Consider the following 13,052-nt stretch of genomic DNA (forward strand, 5'->3'; position numbering starts at 1 on the left):
GAAGGCCCAGCGCATGCGCGAAACTGGCGGCTGCGTCCGCCGCCCGGCAAGGGCGCTGCGCTATGCTCAGGCGCAGTCCAGAGAGAAAGGATGCTCACATGAACAAGGCCCAGCGCCGCTCCGAGAAATTCTTCCAGCTCGCCCTGTGGCTGGTCGCCGTGGTGTTCGCCGGCTTCCTGGTCAACCTCGGCGGCGCGCTGGTGCGCAACCTGCCGCTGGTCGAGCAGCAACTGGCGATGGAGGACTTCCTCGACCAGGCCGCCGCCCGGCGCGCCGAGCAGGAGATCAAGCGCCAGCGCGCGCTGACCGAGGAGGTCGACGACGCCCTCGAACAGGACCGCCTCAAGCTGGAGGCGGCGCGGCAGAACAGTCAGGCCGCGCGCGACGCCCTGAACGCCTGGCTGGCCAGCCGCCAGGTGACCCAGCAGGCTTCGCGCGACGAGGAATTGCTCAAGCGCACCGAGGCGCTCGAGCACCTGCGCCTCGTCGAGCGCCAGGTGCGGGGGACGGTGGAGGCCGACGAGCAGCGCCTGCTCGACGCCCAGCAGGCGCAGCGCCATGCGCAGAAGCAACTCGACGCGCTGCACGCGGATGCCTACGAGCGGCTGGCCGGCGAGCAGCGCAAGCAGGAACTCAAGGTGTTCCTGATCCGCCTGGCGATCACCCTGCCGCTGCTGCTGGTGGCCGGCTGGCTGTTCGCCCGCCAGCGCAAGAGCACATGGTGGCCGTTCGTGTGGGGCTACATCTACTTCGCGCTGTTCGTGTTCTTCGTCGAGCTGGTGCCCTACCTGCCGAGCTACGGCGGCTACGTGCGCAATATCGTCGGCGTACTGATCACCGTGCTGGTCGGCCGCCAGGCGATCGTCTCGTTCAACCGCTACCGCCAGCGCCAGCTGGAGGCCGAGGCCAAGCCCGACGTGGAGCGGCGCCAAGAGATCTCCTACGACACCTCGTTGCTGCGCCTGGCCAAGAAGGTCTGCCCCGGCTGCGAGCGGCCGGTCGAGCTGGACAACCCGCAGATCGACTTCTGCCAGCACTGCGGCCTCAGCCTGTTCGACCACTGCGGGACGTGCGACGCACGCAAGAGCGCCTTCGCGCGCTTCTGCTTCGCCTGCGGCAGCAGCGCGGCCCAGGCGAGCGCGCCGCCGGCGCCGTAACGGTTACTTCTTCTTGCTCGGCCCTGCCGGCTTCTTGGCGCCGCCCAGGCCGGGCATCTTGCGCACCGACTTGACCTTGGGCGCGCTGCTGTCGATCCAGTTGCCCAGCGGCTTGCCGGCCTTGCCCGGCTTGCCAAACTCGACCTTGGGCGCCTTGGGTTTCTTCGGCTTCTTCACCACCTGGCCGTCGATGGTGGTCTGCGGCACGCGGTGGTCGGGAATGAAGTCCGGCTCGTCGCGGCGCGGCAGCACCTGGCGGATCAGCAGTTCGATGGCGGCGAGCAGCTGCACCTCGTCGGCGCACACCAAGGACAGCGCCTCACCCGTCGCGCCGGCGCGGCCGGTGCGGCCGATACGGTGCACGTAGTCCTCGGCGACGATCGGCAGGTCGAAGTTGACCACCAGCGGCAGGTCGTCGATGTCCAGGCCGCGTGCCGCCACGTCGGTGGCCACCAGCACCTGCACCTCGCCGGCCTTGAAACGCTCCAGCGCGCGCAGGCGCGCCGGCTGCGGCTTGTCGCCGTGGATCGCGTCGCTGCTGACGCCCAGGCGCTGCAGCTCGCCGACCAGCTCGTCGACGCCCTTGCGGGTCTTGACGAACACCAGCACCTGGCCCCAGCGCCTTGCCTTGAGCAGGTGGCAGAACAGCTCGGACTTGCGCTTCTTGTCCACCGGGATCAGCCACTGCTTGACCGACTGCGCCGCGGCGTTGCGCGGGCTGACCTCGATGGACAGCGGGTCGCGCAGCAGCACCCGCGCCAGCTCGCGGATGGTCTCCGAGAAGGTCGCCGAGAACAGCAGGGTCTGGCGGCGCCGCGGCAGCATGGCGAACAGCTCGTTGAGCTCGCGGGCAAAACCCAGGTCGAGCATGCGGTCGGCCTCGTCGAGCACCAGGAACTCCACCTGCTCGAAGCGCACCGCGTTCTGGCGGAACAGGTCGAGCAGCCGGCCGGGGGTGGCCACCAGCACGTCGACGCCCTTGCGCAGGCGCATCATCTGCGGGTTGATGCTCACCCCGCCGTAGGCGGCCAGGGTGCGCAGCGGCAGGTGCTGGCCGTAGACGCGGAAGCTCTCGTGGACCTGCTCGGCCAGCTCGCGGGTCGGCACCAGGATCAGCGCGCGCACCGAGTTGGGCGCCACCACCCCCACCTGGCTCAGGCGCTGCAGCAGCGGCAGGGCGAAGCCGGCGGTCTTGCCGGTGCCGGTCTGCGCCGCCGCCATCAGGTCGCGGCCCTTGAGCACGGCGGGAATCGCCTGGCTCTGCACCGGCGTGGGGGTCTGGTAGTCGAGATCGGCGAGTGTGCGCAGCAGCGGCTCGATCAGGCCGAGGGAAGCGAAGGTCATGGCAGGCAACCGGCAAAAAAACGAGGGCGCCAGTTTACCCGCAAAGGCCGCCGACTGCCGGAGGATCAGCCACGCAGCAGCAGGGGGCCCTGGATCGGCACGTAGCGGTCGGCGGCGCGCAGCAGCGACTGCGCGGTGAGCCCCGGCACGCCGTACACAGTGGACTCGACGCCGGCGCGGCGCACGCGCTCGAGCAGCAGGTCGAAGTCGCCGTCGCCGGAGGCCAGCACCACCTCGTCGACCCGCGCCGCGGCGTCGAGCACGTCGATGGTGATGCCGACGTCCCAGTCGCCCTTGGCGCTGCCGTCGCTGCGCTGGATGTAGGGCTTGAGCTTCACGGTGAAGCCGAGCTTGCTCAGGGTGCGCTGGAACTTCTGCTGGCGCGGGTCGCCGCGGTCGATGGCGTAGGCGTAGGCCTCGACGATCTCCCCGCGCGCCGCCACCTCGGCCCACAGCACGGCGTAGTCGAAGTGGCAGCCATGCGCCTGGCGCACGGTGTAGTAGAGGTTCTGCACATCGGCGAACAGGGCGATGGTCTTCACGGGGAGTCCTTGCGGCGCGGCGAATGGCGGATTATCCATCCAGGCCTCCGGCAGGGGCCACTTCATTCGCCCCTACGAGGGCTTGAGCCCGGATAGCCGCGGCACCAGCAGCCGCTCGAACAGCCGCGGCGCCAGGCGCGCCAGCAGCCGCGCCAGCCAGTTGACGTTGGAATGCACCAGCAGGCGCTTGCGGCGCACCGCGGCCTGGAAGATCGCCTCGGCGGTGTCCTGCGGCGAGCTGACCTTGCCGACGAACGGGATCGGCTGGCTGATCACCGAGCCGTCGCCGACCAGCGCACGCTTGCGGATGTCGGTGGCGGTGAAGCCGGGGCACACCAGCATGACGTTCACGCCGCTGCCCGCCAGCTCCAGGCGCAGGGTGTCGAACAGGCCGTGCAGGGCATGCTTGCTGGCGTTGTAGGCGCTGCGGTTGAGCATCGGCGCAAAACCCGACAGCGAGCTCATCACGATCAGTTGCCCGCGCCGCGCCAAAAGGCTCGGCAGGGCCGCCTGGGTACAGTGCAGGGCGCCGAAGTAGTTGACCGCCATGATCCGCTCGAACACCGCCAGGTCGGTTTCGGCGAAGGCGCTGCGATGGGTGATGCCGGCGTTGTTGACCAGCACGTCGATGCCGCCGAAGCGCTCCACCGCCAACGCCACCGCCGCCCGCACCGCCGCGGCGTCGGCGATGTCGCAGCGCAGGGCCAGGACCTGGGCGTTGTGGTGCTCGGCCAGGTGCTGGGCCAGGCTGTCGAGCGCCGCCTGGTCGAGATCGAGCAGCACCAGGCGCGCCCCGGCCTGGGCGAAGCGCACCGCCAGCGCCCGGCCGATGCCGGCGCAGCCGCCGGTGATCAGCACCACCTTGCGCTGGAACACCTTGCTGACGAACACCTTGCGGATGACGCGGCGCATGCGGTCCTCCTGGCGGGTCGGACGGCTGCCCGTCTACAGCCGCTTGTGGCTGCCGTCGCACAGCGGCGGCGAGGCGGTGTGCTTGCAGGCGCAGAAGTACAGGGTCTCGCTGCGCAGGGCGCGAAAGCGCAGCGGGCGGAAGGGGCCGACCCGGTGCGAGCCGTCGCAGAACGGCTGGCTCTGGCTCAGACCGCAGCGGCACCACCAGTACTCCTTGCCGGCCTCGACCGTCACCGCCAAGGGACCGCGCTGGGCAACATGAGGCTCGGACATGGCATATCTCCGTGGTTTCTATGCCTTATCAGCATAGCGAGCGGACGAGGGTCGCCGCATGGCCGGCCCGCAGCGCTGTCTAATTAAAGCACCTTCGAGCCCCGGTGGTCGGATCGGGCAACGGTGAGAGCCACAAGGGCTACACTGCATCGATACCGCATCATCTAGCTCGATTTATGGGTCAGTGCCGTCGATCGTCTGGCTTGTTTGGGTATGTCTTTGGCACCGGCAGTGATGGGACTCTCGCGACCCTGCCCAGCAGCGGCTCGCGACTGGACACCCTCTTGAGGAGGATCTCATGCCTGATATCAGGCTAAGAGCCGCCGAGCCATATCGCCAAGACGAGCACAGCACCGCCGTCCTGCCCGATCGCCGCAAGCCGAACCTGCAGGTTCGCAGCTTCCAGCAAGACAAACGGAGAATTCTTTTCGTCACCTCAGAACTGGCCGACCTGGTCAAGGCCGGGGGCCTGGGCGACGTTTCCGCCGCCCTGCCCCGCGCCCTGGCCGGCCTGCACGATGTGCGCGTGCTGCTGCCGGGCTATCGCGAGGTGCTCGACAGCGGCCATCCGATCCGCATGGTCGGCGGCGTGGCCGGGCATGCCGCCCTGCCCCCCGCGCGGATCGGCCGGATCGACTTCGACGACGGCCTGATCGCCTACGTGCTGATCTGTCCCGAGCTCTACGAGCGCGCCGGTACCCCCTACGTCGACGAACAGGGGCGCGACTGGCCGGACAATCACATCCGCTTCGCCCGCCTGGGGCTGGCCGCGGCCGACTTCGCCAGCGGCCGCGCCGGCATCCGCTGGTGCCCGGACCTGCTGCACAGCCACGACTGGCCGGCGGCGATGACCCCGGCCTACCTGCGCTGGCGGGGCAGCGCCACGCCCGTGGTGTTCACCATCCACAACCTCGCCCACCAGGGCCTGTGCAGCCTGGAGTGCATCCCCGAACTGGGCATTCCGGCGGCGGCCGGCCACATCGAGGGCATGGAGCTGCACGGCAGGTTGTCCTTTCTCAAGGCGGGCATCGCCTACGCCGACCGGGTGACCACCGTCAGCGCCACCTACGCGCGGGAGATCACCACGGCCGAATTCGGCTGCGGCCTGGAAGGTTTTCTGCGCAGCAAGGCGCGCCAGGGGCTGCTCAGCGGCATCCCCAACGGCATCGACGAGAGCTGGGACCCGGCGACCGACCCGCATCTGCTGGACCACTTCGGCGGCAACGACTGGCAGGGCAAGGCCGCCAATGGCGCCTACACGCGCCGCCTGTTCGGCCTGCAGGACTCGCCCGGGCCGTTGTTCGCCGTGGTGTCGCGCCTGGTGTACCAGAAGGGCCTCGACCTGACCCACGCGCAGGCCGCCCACATCGTCGCCGCGGGCGGCCAGCTCGCCATCCTCGGCCGCGGCGAACCCGAGGTCGAGCAGCACATGCGCGAACTCGCCCAGCGCTTCCCCGGCCATGTCGGCGTGCGCATCGGCTTCGACGAAACCGACGCCCGGCGCCTGTTCGCCGGCAGCGACTTCCTGCTCATGCCCTCGCGCTACGAGCCTTGCGGGCTGAGCCAGATGTACGCGCAGCGCTTCGCCTCGCTGCCGATCGCCCGGCGCACCGGCGGCCTGGCCGACACCATCGAGGATGGCGTCAGCGGCTTCCTGTTCGATCAGCCCAGCGTGGCCAGCTACCGCCAGGCCATCGACCGCGCGCTGCGGGTGCATGCCTGCCCGCCGCTGCTGCACGCCATGCGCTGCCGGGCCATGGCCGCGCGCTGCTTCTGGAGCCATGCCATCGACCCTTACGCGGAGCTCTACCAGAAACTGCTCGAACGCCGCCGCGAGGTCCGCCTGCCGGTTTAGGAGGGGCCATGTCCGTACCGCACGCCGGCGCCGGCCGGCACGGAGCCGTTCTGCTGGAGGGCGGGAACACCCGCTTCAGCCTGTGGGCGCCGGATGCGCAGACGGTCAGCGTCGAGCTGGAGGATGGGGCGCGCTGGCCGATGCGCGGCGCGGCCGGCGGCTGGTTCGTCGCCGAGCTGCCCTGTGGCGCCGGAACCCGCTATCGCTACGCCATCGACGACCGCCTGCGGGTCCCCGATCCGGCCTCGCGCGCCCAGCTCGGCGACGTGCACGGGCCGAGCCTGGTGGTCGATCCCCGCGCCTATCGCTGGCGCTACCCCGACTGGCGCGGCCAGCCCTGGCACCGCACGGTGCTCTACGAACTGCATGTCGGGGCGATGGGCGGCTACCAGCGGATCATCGAGCGGCTGCCCGCACTTGCCGAGCTGGGCATCACGGCCATCGAGCTGATGCCGCTGGCGGAATTCCCCGGGGCGCGCAACTGGGGCTACGACGGCGTGCTGCCCTATGCGCCGGAAGCCTCCTACGGGCCGCCGGAGGCGCTCAAGGAGCTGGTCGACAGCGCCCACGGCCACGGCCTGATGGTGTTCCTCGACGTGGTGTACAACCACTTCGGCCCGGACGGCAATTTCCTCGGCGAATATGCCAGTGCCTTCTTCCGCGCCGACCGCCCCACCCCGTGGGGCGACGCCATCGACTTCCGCCGTCAGGAGGTCCGCGACTTCTTCATCGACAGCGCGCTGCTCTGGCTGCAGGAATACCGCTTCGACGGCCTGCGCCTGGATGCGGTGCACGCGATCCACGACAAGGACTTTCTCCGCGAGCTGGCGGTGCGGGTGCACGCCGCGGTGGAGGCGGACCGGCAGATCCACCTGGTGCTGGAGAACGACGACAACGCCGCCAGCCTGCTGCTCGGCCAGGGCTTCACCGCGCAGTGGAACGACGACGTCCACCACGCGCTGCACGTGCTGCTGACCGGCGAGGCCGAGGGCTACTACGCCGACTACCAGGACGAGCCGACGCGCCTGCTGGCGCGGTGCCTGGCCGAGGGCTTCGCCTACCAGGGCGAGATGAGCCGGCGCGGCGTGCCGCGCGGCGAACCCAGTGCGCACCTGCCGCCGAGCGCCTTCGTGCTGTTCCTGCAGAACCACGACCAGATCGGCAACCGCGCCTGCGGCGAGCGGCTGAGCGCGCTGGCCGACGCCGAGGCCCTGCGCGCGGCGACCACCCTGCTGCTGCTCGCGCCGATGATCCCGCTGCTGTTCATGGGCGAGGAATTCGCCGCGCGCCAGCCGTTCCTGTATTTCACCGACCACCACGGCGAGCTGGCCGAGGCGGTGCGCAGCGGCCGGCGCAACGAGTTCGCCGCGTTCGCCGCGTTTCGCGATCCGGCCAGCCGCGCGGCCATTCCCGACCCGAACGCCGAAGCGACCTTCGCCGCCTCGCGGCCGGACTTCGCCTGCGCCGCGGCGCCCGACCACGCGCAATGGCTGGCGCTGTACCGCCAGCTGCTGCAGCTGCGGCATGCCGAACTGATGCCCCTTCTGCCCGGTACCTGCGCGCTGGGCGCCGAGGTGCTGGGCGCGGGCGCGCTGCGCGCGCGCTGGCGGCTGGGCGACGGCCAGGTGCTGCGCATCGAACTCAACCTCGCCGCGGGGGAGCTGCCGCTGGGCGCCGCGCGTCCGGCGCGGCTGCTGTTCGAGAGCCGCGAGGCCGACGTCGCGCGCCGCGCCGGGCTGCTCGCGCCCCGCCTGGCGCAGGTGTTCCTGGAGCCGGCCGATGAGCGATAAGCGCCTGCTCGCCCTGGCCGAGGCGGCCGGCGTCGCCGCCCATTGGGTGGATGCCAACCAGCGCCCGCAGCGGGTCTCCGCCGAGGCGCTGCGCGCGGTGCTGGACGGTCTCGGGCTGCCGGCGCAGAGCGATGCGCAGGTCAGGGAAAGCCTCGCCCGGCTGCGCCAGGACGCCGGCGCGGCGGAACCGCCGGCGCTGCTGACCCAGGAAGCCGGACAGCCGCTCTCGTTGGCCGCCCATTTCCCGGCCGGTACGCCATTCGAACTGCTGGGCGACGATGGCGGCCGCCTCGATGCCCGCCTCGACGCGGCCGGCCGTCTGCCGGGGCTCGATGCGCTGGGCTACCACCAACTGTGCATCGGCGACCGCCAGCTGACCCTGGCCGTCGCCCCGGCCCAGGGCGCCACGCCCCAGGCGCTGCTGGACAGCGCGCAGCCGCGCGCCTGGGGGCTCGCCGTGCAGCTCTACGCGCTGCGCCGCGCAGGCGACGGCGGGATCGGCGATACCCGGGCGCTGGAGCGGCTGGCGCGCGCCGCCGCCCAGCAGGGCGCCGACGCCCTGGCGATCAGCCCGGTGCACGCCATGTTCAGCGCCGACCCGCGGCGCTTCAGTCCCTACGCGCCGTCGAGCCGCTGCTTCTTCAACGTCCTGCATGCCGCCCCGAGCAGCCTGCTCGGCGAGCAGGCGGTGCGCCAGGCGATCGACGCCGAGGGCCTGGGGCCGGAACTGGCGCGCCTGGAACGCCTCGAACTGGTCGACTGGCCCGCCGCGGCCGCCGCCCGGCTGCGCCTGCTGCGGCGCCTGTTCGAGACGTTTCGCGGCGGCGCCGGCCGCCAGTGGCAGGACTTCCTCCGCTTCCGCGAGCAGGGCGGCGAGGGGCTGGAGAACCACTGCCGCTTCGAAGCGCTGCAGGCGCGCCATCTGCGCGCGGGGAGGCCCTGCGACTGGCACGCCTGGCCGGCCGCGCTGCGCGATCCGCGCAGCCCGACGGTGGCGCGGTTCGCCGCCGAGCACGCCGACCAGGTGAGCTTCCACGCCTTCGCCCAATGGCTGATCGTCCGCGGCCTGCAGCGCGCCCAGCGCGCGGCGCGCAACGCCGGCATGCGCATCGGCCTGATCAACGACCTGGCGGTCGGCGCCGACGGCGGCGGCAGCCAGGCCTGGAGCCGCCAGGCCGAGCTGCTCTCGGCGCTGAGCGTGGGCGCGCCGCCCGACCTGCTCAACCCCATCGGCCAGGACTGGGGACTGTGTGCCTTCTCGCCGCGCGGCCTGCAGCAGCACGGCTACCGCGCCTTCATCGAGATGCTCAGGGCCAACATGGCGCACGCCGGCGGCCTGCGCATCGACCATGTGATGGGCCTGCAGCGCCTGTGGGTGATCCCCCGGGGCGCCGAACCGCGCGACGGCGCCTACCTGCACTACCCGCTGGGCGATCTGCTGCGCCTGCTCACCCTGGAGTCCTGGCGGCAGCGCACGCTGATCCTCGGCGAGGATCTGGGCACCGTGCCCGCCGGCTTTACCGCGGCGCTGGCCGCGCGGGGCGCGCTGGGCATGCGCGTGCTGCTGTTCGAGCACGACGCCCGGGCCCGCTTCCGGCGGCCGGCCGCCTGGCCCGCCACGGCCATGGCCACCACCACCACCCACGACCTGCCGACCCTCTCCGGCTGGTGGCTGGAGCGCGACCTGGAGTGGCGCGAGCGCCTGGCGCTGTACGACCGGCCGACCCTGGAAGCCGCGCGCCGCGACCGCGAGCGCGAGCGCCACGGCCTGCGCCGGGCGCTGGCGCGGGACACCGGGGTGCGCCTGGACGAAGGCGTGGACGCCGCCACGCTGCTCGACGCCAGCATGAGCTTCCTCGGCCATACCCCAGCGCCCCTGGTCCTGCTGCCGATGGAGGACGTGCTTGGCCTGGAGGAACAGGCCAACCTGCCCGGCACCGTCGATCAGCACCCCAACTGGCGGCGGCGCTGGGCCGGCGACAGCGGCCGGCTGCTGGAAAGCGCGCAGGCCAGGCAGCGCCTGCGCCTGCTCGCCGAGGCGCGCCGGCAGGCCGCGGAGGCGCCATGAAGCCGCTCAGCGCGACCCTGCGCCTGCAGTTCCACCGCGACTTCACCCTGGACGACGCCACCGCGCTGGTGGACTACTTCGCCGCCCTGGGCATCAGCCACCTGTACGCCTCGCCGCTGCTGGCCGCCCGCGCCGGCTCGCAGCATGGCTACGACGTGGTCGACCCCACCCGCATCAGCGCCGAGCTGGGCGGCGAGCCGGCCCTGCGCCGGCTGGTCGAGGCGCTGCGCCGGCACGGCATGGGGCTGATCCTCGACGTCGTCTCCAACCACATGGCGGTGGGCGGCGCGGCCAACCCCTGGTGGCTGGACGTGCTGGAGTGGGGGCCGCGCAGCCCCTACGCGGAATTCTTCGATATCGAATGGCACTCGCCCGACCCGCTGCTCGAAGGCCAGCTGCTGGTGCCCTTCCTGCGCAGCGACTACGGCGAGATGCTGCGCAGCGGGGAGATCGCGCTGCGCTTTGCGGCCGCGCAGGGCAGCTTCCATGCCGAGCACCAGGAGCACCACTTCCCGCTCGCCCCGGCGACCTACGCCGAATTGCTGGGCAGTGCCGGTCACCCGGCGCTCGTCCACCTGGCGGCGCGCTTCGCCGCCCTCGCCCACCAGCCCGCCCCCCGCGACACGGCCGCCGAGCTCAAGGCCGAGCTGGCGCAGCTGGCGGCCCGCGCCGAGATCGGCGCAGCGCTGGAGCGCATGCTCGAGCACTACGATTCGCGCCGGCCGGACGGCCTGGCGCGCCTGCACCGCCTGCTGGAGCGCCAGCACTACCGCCTGGCCAGCTGGCGCACCGCCGCCGACGACATCAACTGGCGACGCTTCTTCGACATCAACGAGCTGGGCGGGCTGCGGGTGGAGCGGCCGCGGGTGTTCGAGCAGACCCACCGCAAGCTGTTCGCGCTGATCGAGGACGGCCTGGTCGACGGCCTGCGCATCGACCACATCGACGGCCTGGCCGACCCGCGCGGTTACTGCCGGCGCCTGCGCCGGCGCGTCCAGCGCCTGCTCGGCGCGCGCCCGGGCGAGGCACCCGCGCACGTGCCGATCTACGTGGAGAAGATCCTCGGCCAGGGCGAGCAGCTGCACCGCGACTGGATGGTCGATGGCAGCACCGGCTACGACTTCATGAACGAGGTGTCGCTGCTGCAGCACGACGCGGCCGGCGCGGCGCCGCTGGCGGCGCTGTGGCAGGCGCGCAGCGGCCGGCCGGCGGACTTCCTCGAGGAGGTGCGCCTGGCCCGCCAGCTGGTGCTCACCAGCTCGCTGGCCGGCGACTTCGAGACCGTGGCGCAGGCGCTGCTGCAGGTGGCGCGCGGCGACCTGATGACCCGCGACCTGACCCTCGGCGCGATCCGCCGCGCGCTGCTGGCGCTGATCGTGCATTTTCCGGTCTACCGCACCTACATCGCCGCCACCGGCCGCCGCGCCGAGGACGAGCCGTTCTTCCAGGAGGCCCTGCAGGGCGCGCGCGCCAGCCTGGGCGAGGCCGACTGGCCGCTGCTCGAGCACCTCGAGCGCTGGCTCGGCGGCGAGCCGCCGCGCGCGCTGCCACCCGGTCCCCTGCGCCGTGCCCGCCGCCAGGCCTGCGTGCGCTTCCAGCAGCTGACCGCGCCGGCCGCCGCCAAGGCGGTCGAGGACACCGCCTGCTACCGCTCGGCGGTGCTGCTGTCGCGCAACGACGTGGGCTTCGATCCGCAACGCTTCAGCGCGCCGGCCGAGGCCTTCCACACCGCCTGTCGCGCCCGCCAGCACGCCTTCCCCCACGCCCTGCTGTGCACCGCCACCCATGACCACAAGCGCGGCGAGGACACCCGCGCGCGTCTGGCGGTGCTCAGCGAACGCGCCGAGTGGTTCGCCGCGCGGGTGGACGACTGGTGGCCGCTCGCCGAACCGCTGCGCCGGACCCTGCCCGACGGCCCGGCGCCGAGCCCGGGCGACGAGCTGATGCTCTGGCAGACCCTGCTCGGCAGCTGGCCGCTGGAGCTTTCCGCCGACGACGCCGACGGCCTGCGCCGCTACGCCGAGCGGGTCGCCCAGTGGCAGCTCAAGGCGCTGCGCGAGGCCAAGCTGCGCAGCAGCTGGACCGCGCCGCACGCGGCCTACGAGAGCGCCTGCGGCGAGTACCTGGCGGCCCTGCTGGGCGCCCCGCAACAGGCGCCGCTGCGCCGCGCGATGGCCGCCGCGGCGGACGCGATCGCCCCGGCCGGCGCGCTCAACGGCCTGGTACAGACGCTGCTGCGGATGACCGTGCCGGGCGTGCCGGACCTCTACCAGGGCGGCGAGTTCTGGGACTTCAGCCTGGTCGACCCGGACAACCGCCGGGCGGTCGACTTCGCCGCCCGCCGCCGCGCGCTGCAGCCCGGCGCCGCGCCCGCCCAGTTGCTCGCCAGCTGGCGCGACGGGCGCATCAAGCAATGGTTGATCGCCCGCACCCTGGCGTTGCGCCTGCGCTGTCCGGCGCTGTTCGCCGGCGGGCGCTACCTGCCGCTGCCGGTCAGCGGCAGCCAGGCGCGGCGGGTGCTGGCCTTCGCCCGCGAGCTGGAAGGCGAACGCCTGGTGGTGATCGTGCCGCGCCTGTGCAGCGAACTGCTCGGCGCGGCCCGCCAACCGCTGATCGCCCCGTCCCGCTGGGGCGACACCCGCGTGCGCCTGCCGGCGGCGCTCGGCGAGCAGCGCTGGAGCGGTCTGTTCGCCGATCCGGCGCTGGCCCCCGGCCAGCAGGAGCTGCCGCTGGCGCAGGCGCTGGGCGAATTTCCCGTCTGCGTGCTCTATCCCCTCAACTGCCCAGGAGCGATCTCATGAACCTCGACGAACAACGAATCCGCGAGCTGGCCTACCAGATCTGGGAGAGCGAAGGCTGCCCGGAGGGCGGTGCGCAACGCCATTGGCAGATGGCCCGCAAGCTGCTCGAAGCCGAGCTGCAGGCCCAAAGCCCGGCTGCGCCCGCTCCGCGGGTGCGGCGCACCAACACCGCGCGGGCCACGCTGACCACCGCCGCAGCCCCCGCGAGCACGCCCACGGCCGCGAAGAAGCCCGCCGCGCCGAAGAAGCCGAAGGCCGCGATCCAGGCCCAGAAACCGGCACCCGATGCCGAGCCCGCCGGCTAACGGCG

At 72.3% G+C, this 13,052-nt stretch carries 10 protein-coding genes; 6 read left to right on the top strand and 4 right to left on the bottom strand.

Going from position 1 to position 13,052, the window contains the following annotated elements:
• The first annotated feature begins 98 nt into the window (after window positions 1–98).
• The gene (locus LMJ29_RS06495; RefSeq protein ID WP_229604694.1) at window positions 99–1,157 is read left to right on the top strand and encodes a serine endopeptidase; all 1,059 of its coding nucleotides are present in this window, start codon (window positions 99–101) and stop codon (window positions 1,155–1,157) included.
• Window positions 1,158–1,160: 3 nt separating this feature from the next.
• Here LMJ29_RS06495 and LMJ29_RS06500 read toward each other — a convergent pair whose 3' ends face one another.
• The 4 genes from LMJ29_RS06500 to LMJ29_RS06515 all read right to left on the bottom strand — a co-directional run bounded on the left by LMJ29_RS06500 (window position 1,161) and on the right by LMJ29_RS06515 (window position 4,228).
• A complete protein-coding gene (locus LMJ29_RS06500) occupies window positions 1,161–2,501 on the bottom strand; it encodes a DEAD/DEAH box helicase (RefSeq protein ID WP_229604695.1) in 1,341 nt (446 codons plus the stop codon).
• A 65-nt stretch (window positions 2,502–2,566) separates the two neighbouring features.
• Complete coding sequence (locus LMJ29_RS06505; RefSeq protein ID WP_229604696.1) at window positions 2,567–3,082, bottom strand: LabA-like NYN domain-containing protein; 516 nt, start codon at window positions 3,080–3,082, stop codon at window positions 2,567–2,569.
• A 33-nt stretch (window positions 3,083–3,115) separates the two neighbouring features.
• A complete protein-coding gene (locus tag LMJ29_RS06510) occupies window positions 3,116–3,955 on the bottom strand; it encodes an SDR family oxidoreductase (protein ID WP_229604697.1) in 840 nt (279 codons plus the stop codon).
• Between the two features lie 33 nt (window positions 3,956–3,988).
• Window positions 3,989–4,228 (bottom strand): CDGSH iron-sulfur domain-containing protein, encoded by a 240-nt coding sequence (locus LMJ29_RS06515; RefSeq protein WP_229604698.1) that lies wholly within the window; start codon window positions 4,226–4,228, stop codon window positions 3,989–3,991.
• Between the two features lie 298 nt (window positions 4,229–4,526).
• On the opposite strand from LMJ29_RS06515, the gene glgA reads away from it, so the two are divergent.
• From glgA to LMJ29_RS06540, 5 genes are read left to right on the top strand one after another with little or no spacing between them, the layout of a single operon-like run.
• Window positions 4,527–6,083, top strand: coding sequence for a glycogen synthase GlgA (glgA, locus tag LMJ29_RS06520; RefSeq protein WP_229604699.1), 1,557 nt, complete (start codon window positions 4,527–4,529; stop codon window positions 6,081–6,083).
• Window positions 6,084–6,091: 8 nt separating this feature from the next.
• Complete coding sequence (treZ, locus tag LMJ29_RS06525) at window positions 6,092–7,873, top strand: malto-oligosyltrehalose trehalohydrolase (RefSeq protein ID WP_229604700.1); 1,782 nt, start codon at window positions 6,092–6,094, stop codon at window positions 7,871–7,873.
• Entirely contained in the window at window positions 7,863–9,941 is a 2,079-nt protein-coding gene (malQ, locus tag LMJ29_RS06530) for a 4-alpha-glucanotransferase (RefSeq protein WP_229604701.1), read from the top strand. Before treZ ends, malQ begins: the two co-directional genes overlap by 11 nt.
• Entirely contained in the window at window positions 9,938–12,742 is a 2,805-nt protein-coding gene (locus tag LMJ29_RS06535) for a malto-oligosyltrehalose synthase (RefSeq protein WP_229604702.1), read from the top strand. Before malQ ends, LMJ29_RS06535 begins: the two co-directional genes overlap by 4 nt.
• Entirely contained in the window at window positions 12,739–13,047 is a 309-nt protein-coding gene (locus LMJ29_RS06540; RefSeq protein WP_229604703.1) for a DUF2934 domain-containing protein, read from the top strand. Before LMJ29_RS06535 ends, LMJ29_RS06540 begins: the two co-directional genes overlap by 4 nt.
• Window positions 13,048–13,052: the final 5 nt, after the last annotated feature.

It is taken from the genome of Pseudomonas oryzagri (genome assembly GCF_020831405.1).
GTDB classification, from domain to species: domain Bacteria; phylum Pseudomonadota; class Gammaproteobacteria; order Pseudomonadales; family Pseudomonadaceae; genus Geopseudomonas; species Geopseudomonas oryzagri.

Coding starts and splice junctions, on each gene's coding strand:
- glgA (WP_229604699.1), top strand. CDS start 4,527: ATGCCTGATATCAGGCTAAGAGCCGCCGAGCCATATCGCCAAGACGAG.
- LMJ29_RS06505 (WP_229604696.1), bottom strand. CDS start 3,082: ATGGATAATCCGCCATTCGCCGCGCCGCAAGGACTCCCCGTGAAGACC.
- LMJ29_RS06535 (WP_229604702.1), top strand. CDS start 9,938: ATGAAGCCGCTCAGCGCGACCCTGCGCCTGCAGTTCCACCGCGACTTC.
- LMJ29_RS06500 (WP_229604695.1), bottom strand. CDS start 2,501: ATGACCTTCGCTTCCCTCGGCCTGATCGAGCCGCTGCTGCGCACACTC.
- LMJ29_RS06495 (WP_229604694.1), top strand. CDS start 99: ATGAACAAGGCCCAGCGCCGCTCCGAGAAATTCTTCCAGCTCGCCCTG.
- LMJ29_RS06540 (WP_229604703.1), top strand. CDS start 12,739: ATGAACCTCGACGAACAACGAATCCGCGAGCTGGCCTACCAGATCTGG.
- malQ (WP_229604701.1), top strand. CDS start 7,863: ATGAGCGATAAGCGCCTGCTCGCCCTGGCCGAGGCGGCCGGCGTCGCC.
- treZ (WP_229604700.1), top strand. CDS start 6,092: ATGTCCGTACCGCACGCCGGCGCCGGCCGGCACGGAGCCGTTCTGCTG.
- LMJ29_RS06510 (WP_229604697.1), bottom strand. CDS start 3,955: ATGCGCCGCGTCATCCGCAAGGTGTTCGTCAGCAAGGTGTTCCAGCGC.
- LMJ29_RS06515 (WP_229604698.1), bottom strand. CDS start 4,228: ATGTCCGAGCCTCATGTTGCCCAGCGCGGTCCCTTGGCGGTGACGGTC.